Origin of the sequence: Pseudonocardia sp. DR1-2 (assembly GCF_023717215.1) — a bacterium.
Taxonomy (GTDB): domain Bacteria; phylum Actinomycetota; class Actinomycetes; order Mycobacteriales; family Pseudonocardiaceae; genus Pseudonocardia; species Pseudonocardia alni.
Map to the genome: position 1 here is coordinate 25854 of NZ_JAMQOF010000005.1, position 14617 is coordinate 40470.

The following is a 14617-nucleotide window of genomic DNA, read 5'->3' on the forward strand; positions in this document are numbered from 1 at the left end:
CCGCCGCGGTCGGAACGGGTGAGACCCACCGACCCCGGGAGGCCCCCGTGCCCGTCACCCTGGACCGCACCGCCGCGCTCCTGCACGACGCCGTCGACGCCGGGCGCGTCCCGGGGCTGGTCGCCGCCGTCGACGACCCCCGGCACGGCACCGCGGTGCACGTCCTCGGCGACGACGGCGCCGGACACCCGCTGCGCCGCGACACGGTCGTGCGGATCGCCTCGATCACCAAGCCGGTCGTCGCGGTCGCCGCGCTCGCACTCGTCGAGGACGGGATGCTGGACCTCGACGGGCCGGTCGCGGCGTGGCTCCCGGAGCTGGCCGCGCCGCGGGTGCTGCGTCACGAGGCGGCCGAGCTCGACGACACCGTCCCCGCGCGCCGGCCGATCACCCTCTACGACCTGCTGACCTACCGCTGCGGGATCGGGATGCTCCCCCGGTCCGGCGCCGATCTGCCCGTGCAGCGCGCCACCGCCGGGCTCGGCAGCGACGGGCCGCCCGGCAGCTACCCGCTGCCCGACCCCGACACCTGGACCGCACGGCTCGCCGCGGTGCCGCTCGTCGCGCAGCCGGGATCGCGCTGGCTCTACCAGACCAGCGGCGACCTGCTCGGCGTCCTGCTCGCCCGCCGCTGCGGGACCGACCTGCAGACCGTGCTGGCCGAGCGGGTGTTCACCCCGCTCGGCATGCGCGACACCGGCTTCTCGGTACCCGTCGCCGACCGGGACCGGTTCGTCCCGCTGCTGACCGCCGCACCCGGCGGGGGCTTCACCGTGACCGACCCGGTCGACGGCGCGTGGGCGGCCCCGCCGGTGTTCCCGTCCGGGGGCGGCGGCCTGGTCTCCACCCTGGACGACCTGCTCGCGTTCACCCGGGCACTGCGCGGGGGCGGCAGCCCGGTCCTGTCCCCCGGCGCCGTCGCCGAGCTGACCACCGACCGGCTGAGCGCGGCACAGCGGGCCGGCGCCGCCCCGTTCCTCGACGACGGCTGCGGCTGGGGCCTGGGCCTGGCCGTCGAGGACGGCGGCCGCTACGGCTGGGACGGCGGCCTGGGCACCGGGTGGCGCTCCGACCCGTCGACCGGCGTGATCTCGCTGCTGCTGACCCAGGTCGCGTGGGACGGCCCCGAGGGCCCCGCTCTCCTGCACTCCTTCCGCGCCGCGGCGCACTCCTGAGAGGACCCACCATGGACTGGACGCTCGAGGTCGTCGTGCTGCCGGTGTCGGATCTCGACGCCGCGGTCGCCTTCTACCGCGACCGGGTCGGCTTCGACCTGGACCACGACACCCGCACCGAGCACATGCACGTCGCCCAGCTGACGCCGCGGGGCTCGGGCTGCTCGATCGTCGTCGGCTCGCTGCCGGCGCAGAACGAGATGGCGCCGGGCTCGATGCGCGGGCTGCAGCTCTGCGTCGCCGACGCCCGGGCCGCGCGCGACGAGCTGGTCGGACGCGGGGTGGAGTGCAGCGAGGTGGTGGTGCTCGACGAACGCGACGGCGGCACCTTCTTCGGCTTCGCCGACCCCGACGGCAACACCTGGGCGGTGCAGGAGCTGCGGGTCCGCGGTGACCGGCCGCTGATCCCGGAGTCGGCACGGGGCCGCTTCGGCGGCTGAGCACACCCGGTCACATCGATTGCGTGACGGTACCCGGGGGGCGCATACTCGTCGTAATTCAACATGAGTTGAAATGAGGTGGGTGTGATGTCGGAGCGGACGACGTGCTGCGTGGTCGGGGGCGGCCCGGCCGGGATGATGCTGGGGCTGCTGCTGGCCCGGGCCGGGGTCGAGGTGACCGTGCTGGAGAAGCACGGCGACTTCCTGCGGGACTTCCGCGGGGACACCGTGCACCCCACCACCCTGGACCTGCTCGACGACCTGGGGCTGGGCGAGCGGTTCGCCGCGCTGCCGCAGAGCCGGGTCGACGAGGTCGTGATCCCGGACGAGCGGGGCGGTGCGCAGCGGATCGGGAACATGTCCCTGCTGCGCCGGGTCGGGGTGCGTCACCCCTACGTCGCGCTCGTCCCGCAGTGGGACCTGCTGAACCTGCTCGCCGAGGTCGCCGCCGACGAGCCCGCCTTCCACCTGCGGCTCGACACCCGGGCCACGTCGCTGGTCCGGGAGAACGGGCGGGTCGTCGGCGTCCGGTACGCGACGACGACCGCGCCCGGCGAGGAGACGACCGGCGAGATCCGGGCCGACCTCACCGTCGCCTGCGACGGCAGGCACTCGGTCCTGCGTGCCGGGTCCGGCCTGCCCGTGACCGAGTACGACGTCCCGTTCGACACGTGGTGGTTCCGGCTGCCGCGGCGCCCCGAGGAGCAGCGGGCCACCCTGCGCCCGCGGATCGGGAAGGGGCGCTTCGCGGTGGTGATCCCGCGCGAGGGCTACTACCAGATCGGCTACCTCGCCCCCAAGGGCACCGACGCGCGGCTGCGCGCCGCGGGCGTCGAGGCGTTCCGGGCCGACATCGCCGACCTGATGCCGGAGTACGCCGACCGGGTCGACCGGATCGCGTCGATGGACGAGGTGAAGCACCTCGACGTGAAGCTCAACCGGCTGCGCCGCTGGCACGTCGACGGCCTGCTCTGCATCGGCGACGCCGCGCACGCGATGTCCCCCATCGGGGGCGTCGGGATCAACCTCGCGATCCAGGACGCGGTCGCCGCCGCGACCCTGCTCGCCGCCCCGTTGCAGCGGGGCACCCTCACCGAGCGGGACCTCGGCCGGGTCCGCAACCGCAGGCTGCTCCCGACGGTGCTGGTCCAGGGCCTGCAGCGGATCATGCACCGCACCATCGCCGGCCCGGCGCTGGCGGGACGGCTCGACGGTCCCCCGGCTCCGCTGCTGCGGCTGATGCGCGCGGTCCCGGCCGCCCAGATCGTGCCCGCCTACCTGGTGGGCGTGGGCTTCCGGCCGGAGCGGGCCCCGGACTTCGCCCGTCGCGAGCCCGTCCCGGCCGGCTGAGCCGCGGCTAGGCTCAGCCGGGTGCTGTCCCTGGACGCCCTCGACGTCGACCTGCTCGCCGCGCTGCGCGACCGGCCGCGGGCCGGGGTGCTGGAGCTCTCGCGGACCCTGCGGGTCGCCCGCGGGACGGTGCAGGCGCGACTGGACCGGCTGGAGCGTGCCGGGGTCGTCACCGGGTACGGGCCGGACGTCGACCTCCCGGCGGCCGGGTACGGCGTGCAGGCGTTCGTGACGCTGGAGATCGCGCAGGGCGAGCTGGGCGACGTCGCCGCCGAGCTCGCCGCGCTGCCCGCGGTCACCGAGGCGTACGCGACGACCGGCTCGTCGGACGTGATGTGCCGGCTCGCGGCGTCGTCGCACGAGGACCTGCAGGACACCCTGCTCGCGCTCGGCCGCTCACCGCTGGTGGCCCGCTCCACCAGCGTGGTGGTGCTGTCCACCCTGGTCGCGCCGCGCTGGCGGCCGCTGCTGGAGCGCGACCACCGCGAGGGCCCGAGCCGGGCGCCCGCCTACCGGGACTGACCGGACCGTGGCTCGACGGTGCCGGCGCCCCGCGACGACCGGGTCAGCCGAGGTGGTGCGCCGCCCGGTGCGCGCCGAGCACGTCCAGGCCGAAGTCCGTCGACGGGTCGCGCCACACCGAGTGCGCGTGGTTGGCGTCGCGCTGGGTGTTGTCCCACTCGATGAGCAGGCGCGGACCCTGCACCCGGTAGTAGTTCGGGGCGCCGTCCTCCAGCGGCCCCGCCCAGGCGAGGTGCACGGCGTCGAGCTCGGCGTCGTCGTCGTAGCGGGAGATCGGCTGCAGCGGCTCGGCGACCCGCTTCAGGTAGGTGCCCAGCAACGCGCGCAGCATCTCGCGGCCCCCGGCGTCCAGGTCGGACGCCGGCACGCCGGCCGGGGTGCGCGACAGCGCGACGGTCTCCTTCTGCGCGTCGGTGAACGCGGCCCGCTCCTCGATGGCCTCGCTCATGTCGTCGAGCTTGCGCTGCTGCTCGGGGTCGGCGAAGGACTCGGTGCGCCAGATCCCCGCCAGCGGGATCCAGTTGTCGCCCTCCTGCGGCTCGGTGCGGTTCGCGGCGACGAGGTCCGGCGGGGCCTTGTCCAGCAGCACCGCCCGCCCGCGCAGCTCGGCGGGCAGCGAGCGGACGAGGTCACGGGCGAGGTCCTCGACCCGTCCGAGCGGGCGGAGCACGGCGTCGCCGAGCAGCTCGGAGGTCGCGGGGTCGGCGCCCAGGAAGCACGGGGTCGAGGCGACCACGACACCGTCCACGACGAGGAAGTTGACCGATACGTGGTGCCCGCCGAAGCGCCAGCCCCAGGTGCCGGTGTCCCCCGGCTCGCCGAAGACGCGAAGGTGGTACATCTGCGGGTCCCGGCCGCGGGTCCGGTCGAACAGGGTCACGAAGCCCTCGGTGTGGTCGAGGACGTTCTCCAGCCCCATTACGGTCGCGACGGTGACGTAGGCGGCCCGGGACAGCCCGGACGCGACCAGCCTCATCGCGGCGCGCTGCTGCGGCGGGAGCTGGTCGTGGAAGGTGAGCCCGCCGTGGTCGGTGGGGGTGTAGAACCAGCGGCGGCGCTCGGCGTCGGCGTCGCCGTCACCGGTCGGGGCGTGCCCGACGGCGACCTCCCGCTGCGCCGGGTCGAGGGTGTCCAGCCAGGCCGACGCGGCCCCGGCCATCGCGTCCGCCGTCTCCCGGGTGTCCGCCGCACCGATCATCCTGCCGACGGTAGCGACTGCGGGCAGACTTCGCGGGGCGGGATGCGCCATACTCGTTGTGCACAATCAATCGAGCCGGAGGCAACGATGCCCACTCCCACCGACGACAACCGCGACCTGCTCACCGTGATCGCCCGGATGCGGGCGAAGCCGGGCAAGGAGGAGGAGCTCAAGGCGGAGCTCGAGAAGCTGATCGAGCCGACGTCGCAGGAGGACGGCTACGTCAACTACGACCTCCACCAGGGCTGGGACGACCCCGCGGTGTTCTTCTTCTACGAGAACTGGGAGTCCGAGGCGCAGCTCGACGCGCACCTGCAGACCCCGCACCTGGTGCACTTCGTCGGGATCATGGGCGACCTGCTCGACGGCGAGCTCGTGATCCAGAAGCTGCGCCGCATCGCCTGAGCTCAGCCTTGCCGGTACCCGGCCGCCAGCTCCGCGAAGGCGGCCGGGTCCACCAGCGACGTCGTGTCGCCGGGCTCGCGCCCGGCGGTCACGTCGAGCAGCAGCCGTCGCATGATCTTGCCCGAGCGGGTCTTCGGCAGCTCCGCGACGAGCACGACCTCACGGGGCCGGGCGACCGGCCCCATCTCGCGCGCCACGTGTGCCCGCAGCTGCTCGGCGAGGCCCTCGGTCGGGCCGTCGGTGACCGTCACGAACGCGACGACGGCCTGCCCGGTCGTCACGTCCGGTGCCCCGACCACGCCCGCCTCGGCGACCCGCGGGTGCGACACCAGCGCCGACTCCAGCTCGATCGAGCCGAGCCGGTGCCCGGACACGTTCATGACGTCGTCGATCCGGCCCTGCAGCGTCACGTACCCGTGCTCGTCGACGACGGCGCCGTCGCCCGCCTTGTACCAGCCCTGCTCGGCGTAGTCGGCGAAGTACGACGCGCGGAACCGCTCCGGGTCGCCCCACACGGTCCGTGCCATCGACGGCCACGGCCGGTCGATCACGAGGATGCCGCCCTCGCCGGGGTCGCAGGTCCGCCCGTCGCGGTCGACGACCCGCACCGACAGGCCCGGTAGCGGCCGGGTCGCCGAGCCCGGGACCAGCGGCGTCACCCCGGGCAGCGGCGCGCAGATCGCCGCGCCGGTCTCGGACTGCCACCAGGTGTCGACGATCGGGCAGCGGCCGCCGCCGATCTCGGTGTGGAACCAGCGCCACGCCTCGGGGTTGATCGCCTCACCGACCGTGCCGAGCAGCCGCAGCGACGACAGGTCGTGTGCCGCGGGCACCTGCGGGCCCCACTTCATGTAGGTCCGGACCAGGGTGGGCGCGGTGTAGTACACGGTGACGCCGTACCGGGCGATGATCTCGAAGTGCCGGCCCGGCTCGGGGGTGTCCGGGGTGCCCTCGTAGATCACCTGCGTGACGCCGTTGGACAGCGGGCCGTAGACCTCGTAGGTGTGCGCGGTCACCCAGGCGAGGTCGGCGGTGCACCAGTAGACGTCGTCGGGCTTGTGGTCGAAGCAGGCCCACGCCGTCCACGACGCCTGGGTGAGGTAGCCGCCCATGGTGTGCAGCAGGCCCTTGGGCGTCCCGGTGGTGCCGGAGGTGTAGACGAGCATGAGCGGGCTCTCGGCGGGGTGCGCCTGCGCCTCGTGGACCTCGGGCGCGGTGTCGACGACGTCGTGCCACCACACGTCGCGGCCGGGCGTCCAGTCGACCTCCGAGCCGGTCCGCCGGATGACCAGCACGTGCTCCAGCGAGTCCACACCGGACGCGGCCTCGTCGGCGTTGACCTTGACCGGGACGGCCTTCCCGCGCCGGTACTGGCCGTCGGTGGTGACCAGCAGCTTCGCCGACCCGTCGGTGAGCCGGAACCGCAGTGCCGAGGCGGAGAACCCGCCGAAGACCAGCGAGTGGACCGCCCCGATCCGGGCGCAGGCCAGCATCACGACGACGGTCTCGACCAGCACCGGCAGGTACACGACGACGACGTCGCCGCGCCCCACCCCGAGCGCGGTGAGCGCATGCGCGCAGCGGGCGACCTCGCGCTGCAGGTCGGCGTAGGTGACGGTGCGCCGGTCCCCCGGCTCGCCCTCCCAGTGCAGGGCGACCTTCTCCCCGGCACCGGCCTCGACGTGCCGGTCGACGCAGTTGCGCGCGACGTTCAGCGTGCCGTCGGCGAACCAGGTGACCTCCGGCCAGCGGCTGCCGTCGTAGCCCTGCGCGGGGGCGCGGTCCCACTCCAGGCGCCGGGCCTGCGCGCACCAGAACGCCTCCGGGTCGGCGGCGGCCTCGTCGTAGGCCGCAGCGGTGACGTTGGCGTGCGCGGCGAGCTCGGGCGGGGGCGGGTACATGCCCCGATCCTCGCCGCCCGATCCCCTGCGGCGCAGGTCGTCGTGAGGGGACTCACCGGTGGGCGAAGGCCCGGTGGTGGTCGTCGAGCAGGTCCACGCCGAAGTCGTTCTCCGGGTCACGCCACACCGAGTGGGCGTGGTCCGCGCCGTCCTGGGTGTTGTCCCACTCCAGCAGCAGCCGCGGCCCCTGCAGCCGGTGGTAGTGCGGCTCCCCCGCCTCCGGCGACCCCGCCCAGGCCAGGTGCACCTCGTCGAGGGCGGCGTCGTCGTCGTAGCGGCCGGCGGGTGAGACCCCGGCCGGTGCCCGGTCCAGGTAGGCCGAGAGCAGGCGGCGCAGCAGGTCGCGGCCGCGGTCGTCGAGCGCGCTCGCCGGGACACCGCGCGGCGCGCCGGTGAGCGCGACGGCCTCGGTGCCCTCGACCGGGTCCACCGGACCGGGCGGGCTCTCCCGCCGGATCGCCGAGGTCGGCAGCGGCCGATCGCCCGGCGCGACCAGCGGCCGGTTCGCCGTCACCAGGTCCGGCGGCGCCCCGGCGGAGAGGACCGCGACCCCGGCGAGCTCGGGCGGGAGCCCGCGGACGATCTCGCGGGCCAGGTCCTCGGTCGGTCCGAGCGGGCGCGCGACACCCCCGCCGAGCAGCGGCGTCGTCGCGGGGTTCGCGCCGAGGAAGCACGGCGTGGCCGCGGCCACCCGCCCGTCGACGACGAGTGCGTTCACCGACACGTGGTGCCCGCCGAAGCGCCAGCCCCAGGTGCGCGCGCCCGGGTCACCGAAGATCCGCAGGTGGTAGAGCGCCGGGTCCCGGAACCGCTCCCGGTGCGGGCGGGTGGGCCAGTCCTGCGCCCGGTCCAGGACGTTCTCCAGCCCCATGACCGTCGCCACGGTGGCGTAGCCGGCCTCGGACAGCCCCGAGGCGACCAGCCGCATCGCGCGCTGCTGCTGGACCGGGGTCTGCGCGTGCAGCGTCAGCCCGCCGTGGTCGGTGGGGGTGTAGAACCAGCGACGACGCTCGGCGTCGGACCCGGCGTCGCCGGACGGGCCGTCGCCGCGGGCGGTCGCGAGCCGGTCGTCGTCCAGGGTGTCCAGCCAGGCCGCGGCCGCGTCCGCCATCGCCGCGGCGACCGTCTCGCTCGTCGTCACACCGGCCACGCTAGTCCGCCGGGCGGGTCAGTCCGCCGCGTCGCGGACGAGCAGCGCGATCTGCACCCGGTTGTCCAGGCCCAGCTCGCGCAGCAGCCGGGACACGTAGGACTTCACCGTCGCCACCGACATGTGCAGCTCGGCGGCGATGTCGGCGTTGGAGCCGCCGCGGGCGACGGCCTCGGCGACGTCGCGCTCGCGGTCGGCGAGCCGGTCGAGCCGGGCCCGGGCGGCGCGCCGGCGGTCGACCGGCCCGGCGCCGTCGCCGCGGACGATGCCGATCAGCCGCCGGGTGATCGCCGGGGACAGCACGGCGTCGCCGTCGGCGGCGGCGCGGACGGCCTCGACGATCCCCTCGGGCGCGGCGTCCTTGAGCAGGAACCCGCTCGCCCCGGCGCGCAGCGCCCGCACGACGTGCTCGTCGGCGTCGAACGTGGTCAGCACGACGACGGTCGGGGCGTCGGGCCGCGAGGTCACCTCCCGGGTCGCGGCAACGCCGTCGACGCGGCGCATCCGCAGGTCCATCAGCACCACGTGCGGCCGCCCCGCGGCGACGGCGGCGGGCACCTCGTCACCGTCACCGGCGTCGCCGACCACCTGGATGCGCCGTACCGGTCCGGTGCCGTCGCCGGGCAGCGCGTGCCCGTCGAGCATCACCCGCAGCCCGGAGCGGACGAGCGGGTCGTCGTCGACGAGCAGCACCCGGATCGCGGTCGCGGTCATCCCGTCTCCTCCCGCCACGGCAGCACCGCGCGCAGCAGGTGCCCCGACGGCGTCGGGCCGTGGGTCAGCGTCCCGCCGGCGAGGGTCTCGACCCGCTCGCGCAGCCCGACCAGGCCGGTCCCGGCACCCTCGGGCGTCGGACCGGCCGCGGACGGCCCGGAGGTGACGGTGACGGTGAGGTCCCGGCCGGGACGCCCGTCGAGGGCGACCTCGACCCGGGCCCCGGGTGCGTGCCGGGCGGCGTTGGTCAGGCCCTCGCGCACCACCCGGTGCACGACGCCGGCCAGCGGGCGCCCCGGCGGGGACACCGTCAGCAGCGCCGTCGACCGGAGGCGGACGTCCGCGCCGACCGCGCGGGCCTCGGCGACGAGCTCCTCGACCGCACCGAGGTCGTCGACCTCGTCGGGTACGTCGCCGGTGGGCTCGTGCAGCACCTGGACGATCGTGCGCAGGTCCTCCATCGCGCGGTGGGTGGTGTCGCGCAGCACCCGCGCGGTCTCGCGGACGGTGCGGGCGGGCAGGTCCCCGCGCAGCGCCAGCGCCCCGGCGTGCACCGACAGCAACGACAGCCGGTGCCCGAGCCGGTCGTGCATCTCCCCGGCGATCCGGCGCCGCTCGTCGGCGCGGGCCTGCTCCTCGCGCACCACGCGCTCGGCCTCGGCGCGGGCGAGCCGCTCGCGCAGATCGTCGACCATCGCGCGGCGGATCCCGGTCAGCAGGCCCGCGGTCACCGAGATGGCCTGGAACGCGACGGCCCCGCCGAGCAGCACGAGCACCGTCGGCCCGTCGGGGACGTTGCGGTACAGCGTGGCCGCGGCGGTCCCGACCGCCAGGGCCAGCACCGGCAGCGTCTCCACCGCGCGGCGCCGGGTCGCGATCACGAACACCCCGACCAGCGGCAGGTAGGTGGCGACGGGCGAGACGAGCGGGCCGAGCACGGCGAGCACCGCGAACACCCGCGGCGCCCGGTAGCGCACCGCGATCGAGCCGATCATCGCCAGCCCGACGACGAGCAGCGTCCACTGCAGCACCCCGGCGGTGGCCTGCGTCTCGGCGACGGTGAGCCCGGCGGCAAGCACCGCGACCACCAGCACGGCGGAGATCACGGCGGGTCGGACCGGCACACGTCGACCATAGGGGGCGGACCGGCGCCGTCCAGCAGGTTTCCGCTCGAACGGGACGGCCACCGGTCCCCTCCCGTCTCCCGACCCCCCGGGATCGACCGTCAGCCTGCCGGGCGGCGCGACGGTGGCGCACCCGTCGAAGGTCGTGCGCACCGCGACCGAAGTCGCCGGGCCGCGTCACCCGGAATGAGTACGATTCGGACATGCCGGAACCGCACAGCCACCGCGAGAGCGGGCAGCACGTCATCGAGCACGCGCTCGACCTCCTCGAGGCGGCCGACAAGGCGCAGGACTACCCCCAGGCGACCGACGGCCACACCGCCGCCACCGCCTACGCGGTGAGCGCGCTGTACCAGGAGATGCGCCACGGCGACGACCAGCTGGCGGTGCTGATCTCCGCGGTGCAGGAGCAGACCGCGGTGCTGCGCGAGATCCGGGACGCGTTGGGGAACGGGGCACGCACCGGGGGTTGATCCCGGACGGCCCGATCCGTTCGCGAGCTGGCCCGCGGGCCACTCCCGGTCCGGCCGGGCCCGGCCGAGCATCGGGGCATGTCCTCTCCGACCTTCCCCTGTGCCGCCGTCGTCGTCGCGGTCGGCGCGCTGCTCGTCGTCGTGAACGTCCCGCCGACCGCCGCGCTGGTCGTCGGTGCGGTGGCCGTCGCCGTCGCGGTCGGGGCGGCCCGGCTCGTGGGGCCGCTCGCGCTGACCGTGCCGCCGCGGACGGTCGCGGTGCGGGCCGCCGCGGTCGCCGTCGCGCTCCTCGGCGGCCCGCTCGTCGCCGCGGCCGCCCTGGGGCCCGGCGCGGTGCCGCTGGTCGCCGCGGTCGTCGCCGCGGCGCTGCTCGCCGCACCCCTGCTCGTCCGGCGGGCTCAGCCGCCGCGGAAGGTCCGCCGGTAGTGCAGCGGGGGCACGCCGAGCTCGCGGCACACGTGGCGGCGCAGCGCCGTCGCCGTGCCGAACCCGACCTCGTCGGCGATCCGGCCGACCGGGAGGTCGGTGGTCTCGAGCAGCTCCCGGGCCCGCTCGACGCGCCGGCGCAGCAGCCACCCGAGCGGGCTCTGCCCGGTCTCCTCCCGGAACCGGCGGGTCAGTGTCCGCACGCCGACGTGCAGCGATGCGGCCAGCTCGGCCAGCGTCCAGGGCCGGGCCAGGTCGGCGAGCATCCGCTCGCGGGCCGCGGCGGTGCCGGTGCCGGGTCCGTCGTCCGCGACCGGCCGGGCGATGTACTGCGCCTGGCCGCCCTCCCGGTAGGGCGGGACCACGGTCCGGCGGGCGACGTCGTTGGCGACGGCGGCGCCGAAGTCGCGCCGGACCAGGTAGAGGCACAGGTCGATGCCCGACGCCTCGCCGGCCGCGGTGAGCACCTCGCCCTCGTCGACGTAGAGCACCGCGGGGTCCAGGTCGACCCGCGGGAACCGGCACCGGAAGGCCTGCGCGGACAGCCAGTGCGTGGTGGCGCGACGACCGTCGAGCAGCCCGGCCTCCGCCAGCGGGAACGCGGCCGTGCAGATCGACGCCAGCCGGGTGCCGGGACGCAGCGACGCCAGGGCCGTGCCGAGACCGGGGTCGGCGACGACCGACGGCTCGTGGTCGTCCTGCGTCGCGAGCACGACCACGGTGTCGGCCCGGGCCAGCAGCTCCGGCCCGTGCTCGACGACGACACGGAAGTCCGCGTCGGTCGGCACCGTCCCGGGGTGCAACGCGCAGGTGCGCACCCGGTAGAGCGGCTCCCCGTCGGCCGACCGGGCACCGCCGAGGATCTGGTGCACCAGGCCGAGCTCCATCGGCCGCACCCCGGGGCGGACCAGTACCGCGACCTCGTGCCGCGGGGTGTCCTCAGGCGCCGACATAGGCCGCCAGGTGCTCGCCCGTCAGCGTCGACCGGTCCGCGACGAGCTCGGCGGGCGTCCCCTCGAAGACGACCGCGCCGCCGTCGTGCCCGGCACCGGGGCCCAGGTCGATGATCCGGTCGGCGTGGGCCATCACGGCCTGGTGGTGCTCGATGACGATCACCGAGCGGCCACCGTCGACGATCCGGTCGAGCAGCGCGAGGAGCTGCTCGACGTCGGCCAGGTGCAGCCCGGTCGTCGGCTCGTCGAGGACGAACGTCCCGCCGGACTCCCCCAGGTGCACCGCCAGCTTGAGCCGCTGGCGCTCGCCGCCGGACAGCGTGGTCAGCGGCTGGCCCAGGGTGAGGTAGCCCAGCCCGACGTCGGCGAGGCGCTCCAGGATCCTGTGCGCCGCCGGGGTGCGGGCCTCGCCCGCACCGAAGAACTTCTCCGCCTCGGCCACCGGCATGGCGAGGACCTCGCTGATGTCGCGCCCGCCGAAGGTGTAGCCGAGCACCGAGGCGTCGAAGCGGCGGCCGTCGCAGACGTCGCAGGTGGTGGCGACGCCGGCCATCATCGCCAGGTCGGTGTAGACGACGCCGGCGCCGTTGCAGTTCGGGCAGGCGCCCTCGCTGTTGGCGCTGAACAGGGCCGGCTTGACGCCGTTGGCCTTGGCGAAGGCCTTGCGGATCGGTTCGAGCAGCCCGGTGTAGGTGGCGGGGTTGCTGCGCCGCGACCCCTTGATCGCCCCCTGGTCGACGACGACCACACCGTCGCGCCCGGCGATCGAGCCGTGGATCAGTGAGCTCTTGCCCGACCCGGCGACCCCGGTGACGACGGTGAGCACCCCGAGCGGGACGTCGACGTCGACTCCGCGCAGGTTGTGCCGGTCCGCCCCGCGGATCTCCAGGTACCCGCTCGGGGTCCGCACCGACGGCTTGAGCGACGCCCGGTACTCCAGGTGCCGGCCGGTCAGCGTGCCCGAGGCCCGCAGCCCGTCGAGGTCGCCGGTGTAGACGACGTGCCCGCCGTCGGCGCCCGCCCGCGGCCCCAGGTCGACGATGTGGTCGGCGATCGCGATCGTCTCCGGCTTGTGCTCGACCACGAGCACGGTGTTGCCCTTGTCGCGCAGGCGCAGCAGCAGGTCGTTCATGCGGGCGATGTCGTGCGGGTGCAGGCCGATGGTCGGCTCGTCGAAGACGTAGGTGACGTCGGTCAGCGACGACCCCAGATGCTTGATCATCTTGGTGCGCTGGGCCTCGCCGCCGGACAGCGACCCGGACGGCCGGTCCAGCGACAGGTAGCCGAGCCCGATCTCGACGAACGAGTCGAGTGTGTGGCGCAGCGAGCCGAGCAAGGGCGCGACCGAGGGCTCGTCGAGCTGCCGGACCCAGTCGGCGAGGTCGGAGATCTGCATCGCGCAGGCGTCGGCGATGGAGATGCCCCGGACCTTCGAGGAGCGGGCGAGCTCGGACAGCCGCGTCCCGTCGCAGTCCGGGCAGCGCTGGAACACGATGGCCCGGTCGACGAACGCCCGGATGTGCGGCTGCATCGCCTCGCGCTCCTTGGCCAGGAACGACTTCTGGATCCGCGGGATCAGCCCCTCGAAGGTGACGTTGATGCCGTCGACCTTGATCCGGGTGGGCTCCTTGTGGAGCAGTGCGTTCAGCTGGGGCTTCGTGAAGCTGCTGATCGGCTTGTCGCCGGGGAAGAAGCCGGAGTTGGCGAAGATCCGGCCGTACCAGCCGTCGACGGAGTAGTTCGGGATCGTCAGGGCGCCCTCGACGATCGACTTCGACTCGTCGTACAGGGCCGTGAGGTCGAAGTCGGACACCGAGCCGCGGCCCTCGCACCGCGGGCAGGCACCGCCGACGATCTCGAACTCGCGCCGCTCCTTGACCTGCTGGCCGTTCTTGCGGACGGTCACCGCGCCGGAGCCACTGATCGTCGCGACGTTGAACGAGAACGCCTTCGCCGGGCCGGCGTAGGGCTTCCCGAGCCGGCTGAACAGGATCCGCAGCAGCGCCCCGACGTCGGTGGCGGTGCCGACGGTGGAGCGCACGTCCCCGCCCATGCGCTCCTGGTCGACGATGATCGCGGTGGTGAGGCCGTCGAGGACGTCGACGTCGGGGCGGCCGAGGTTCGGCATGAAGCCCTGGACGAACGCGCTGTAGGTCTCGTTGATCATCCGCTGGGACTCGGCGGCGATCGTCGAGAACACCAGGGAGCTCTTGCCCGAGCCGGAGACCCCGGTGAACACCGTGAGCCGCCGCTTGGGCAGCTCGACGGAGATGTCGCGCAGGTTGTTCTCGCGCGCACCGTGCACGCGGATGAGATCGTGGCTGTCGGCTGCGTGCATGGTGGATCCCCCGTCCGGCCCGTCTCAGGGCCGCTGCTGGATGCGGACCATCGTGCCCGCGGGGTCGCGGAAGGCACAGTCGCGCACCCCGTACGGCTGGTCGACCGGTTCCTGGACGATCTCGGCCCCGCTCGCCTGGAGCCTGTCGAACGCGGCGTCGAGGTCGTTACTGGCGAGCAGCACGGCGGTGTAGGTGCCCTTGGCCATCATCTCGGTGATGGTGCGGCGCTCGTCGTCGGTGACGCCGGGGTCCACCGCGGGCGGGGCGAGGACGATCGAGACGTCGGGCTGCCCGGGCGGACCAACGGTGAGCCAGCGCATGGTGCCCTGGCCGACGTCGAGGCGGACCTCGAAGCCCAGGCCGTCGCGGTAGAAGGCGAGGGAGGCCTCGGGGTCGGTGTGCGGGAGGAATCCGGCGTGGATGGTGATGGCGGGTTCGGTCATGACG

The 14617-nt window shown here is 74.8% G+C and carries 15 protein-coding genes; 7 read left to right on the forward strand and 8 right to left on the reverse strand.

Translation table 11 applies throughout. The features are described 5' to 3' along the window. Positions 1–47 precede the first annotated feature (47 nt). From ND486_RS15795 to ND486_RS15810, 4 genes are all read left to right on the forward strand, one after another. Positions 48–1175 carry a serine hydrolase domain-containing protein gene (locus ND486_RS15795; protein WP_251784942.1) on the forward strand — a complete coding sequence of 376 codons (1128 nt, stop codon included), beginning with the start codon at positions 48–50 and terminating at the stop codon, positions 1173–1175. A gap of 11 nt (positions 1176–1186) precedes the next feature. Further along, positions 1187–1615: a VOC family protein gene (locus tag ND486_RS15800; protein ID WP_251784943.1), complete on the forward strand. Its 429-nt coding sequence runs from the start codon at positions 1187–1189 to the stop codon at positions 1613–1615. An 87-nt stretch (positions 1616–1702) separates the two neighbouring features. Beyond that, positions 1703–2965, forward strand: a complete 1263-nt coding sequence (locus tag ND486_RS15805) for an FAD-dependent oxidoreductase (RefSeq protein ID WP_251784944.1) — start codon at positions 1703–1705, stop codon at positions 2963–2965. A 21-nt stretch (positions 2966–2986) separates the two neighbouring features. After that, complete coding sequence (locus ND486_RS15810; RefSeq protein WP_174525508.1) at positions 2987–3487, forward strand: Lrp/AsnC family transcriptional regulator; 501 nt, start codon at positions 2987–2989, stop codon at positions 3485–3487. A 43-nt stretch (positions 3488–3530) separates the two neighbouring features. Here ND486_RS15810 and ND486_RS15815 read toward each other — a convergent pair whose 3' ends face one another. Beyond that, the gene (locus ND486_RS15815; protein WP_251784945.1) at positions 3531–4685 is read right to left on the reverse strand and encodes a DUF3500 domain-containing protein; all 1155 of its coding nucleotides are present in this window, start codon (positions 4683–4685) and stop codon (positions 3531–3533) included. A gap of 87 nt (positions 4686–4772) precedes the next feature. On the opposite strand from ND486_RS15815, the gene ND486_RS15820 reads away from it, so the two are divergent. Beyond that, the gene (locus ND486_RS15820) at positions 4773–5090 is read left to right on the forward strand and encodes a putative quinol monooxygenase (protein ID WP_251784946.1); all 318 of its coding nucleotides are present in this window, start codon (positions 4773–4775) and stop codon (positions 5088–5090) included. Positions 5091–5092: 2 nt separating this feature from the next. Here ND486_RS15820 and acs read toward each other — a convergent pair whose 3' ends face one another. Genes acs through ND486_RS29800 form a run of 4 tightly spaced genes read right to left on the reverse strand, consistent with a single transcriptional unit; the run spans position 5093 to position 9979 of the window. Then, positions 5093–6991: an acetate--CoA ligase gene (gene acs / locus ND486_RS15825; protein WP_251784947.1), complete on the reverse strand. Its 1899-nt coding sequence runs from the start codon at positions 6989–6991 to the stop codon at positions 5093–5095. A gap of 52 nt (positions 6992–7043) precedes the next feature. Beyond that, entirely contained in the window at positions 7044–8132 is a 1089-nt protein-coding gene (locus ND486_RS15830; protein WP_251784948.1) for a DUF3500 domain-containing protein, read from the reverse strand. Between the two features lie 27 nt (positions 8133–8159). Next, positions 8160–8855, reverse strand: coding sequence for a response regulator transcription factor (locus ND486_RS15835; protein WP_062395884.1), 696 nt, complete (start codon positions 8853–8855; stop codon positions 8160–8162). After that, positions 8852–9979, reverse strand: a complete 1128-nt coding sequence (locus ND486_RS29800) for a histidine kinase (protein ID WP_251784949.1) — start codon at positions 9977–9979, stop codon at positions 8852–8854. Before ND486_RS29800 ends, ND486_RS15835 begins: the two co-directional genes overlap by 4 nt. 203 nt (positions 9980–10182) lie before the next feature. Here ND486_RS29800 and ND486_RS15845 point away from each other — a divergent pair, with 203 nt between their 5' ends. Both ND486_RS15845 and ND486_RS15850 read left to right on the forward strand, forming a co-directional pair. After that, positions 10183–10452 (forward strand): hypothetical protein, encoded by a 270-nt coding sequence (locus tag ND486_RS15845; protein ID WP_073574478.1) that lies wholly within the window; start codon positions 10183–10185, stop codon positions 10450–10452. A gap of 78 nt (positions 10453–10530) precedes the next feature. Next, the gene (locus ND486_RS15850) at positions 10531–10878 is read left to right on the forward strand and encodes a hypothetical protein (protein ID WP_100877452.1); all 348 of its coding nucleotides are present in this window, start codon (positions 10531–10533) and stop codon (positions 10876–10878) included. Here ND486_RS15850 and ND486_RS15855 read toward each other — a convergent pair. The 3 genes from ND486_RS15855 to ND486_RS15865 are packed head-to-tail and all read right to left on the reverse strand — an operon-like array spanning position 10851 to position 14613. Then, entirely contained in the window at positions 10851–11831 is a 981-nt protein-coding gene (locus ND486_RS15855) for a GlxA family transcriptional regulator (protein ID WP_251784950.1), read from the reverse strand. The two genes, ND486_RS15850 and ND486_RS15855, sit on opposite strands and share 28 nt — an antisense overlap. Then, a complete protein-coding gene (locus ND486_RS15860; RefSeq protein WP_251784951.1) occupies positions 11818–14169 on the reverse strand; it encodes an excinuclease ABC subunit UvrA in 2352 nt (783 codons plus the stop codon). Before ND486_RS15860 ends, ND486_RS15855 begins: the two co-directional genes overlap by 14 nt. 24 nt (positions 14170–14193) lie before the next feature. Further along, a complete protein-coding gene (locus ND486_RS15865; RefSeq protein ID WP_251784952.1) occupies positions 14194–14613 on the reverse strand; it encodes a VOC family protein in 420 nt (139 codons plus the stop codon). Positions 14614–14617 lie beyond the last annotated feature (4 nt).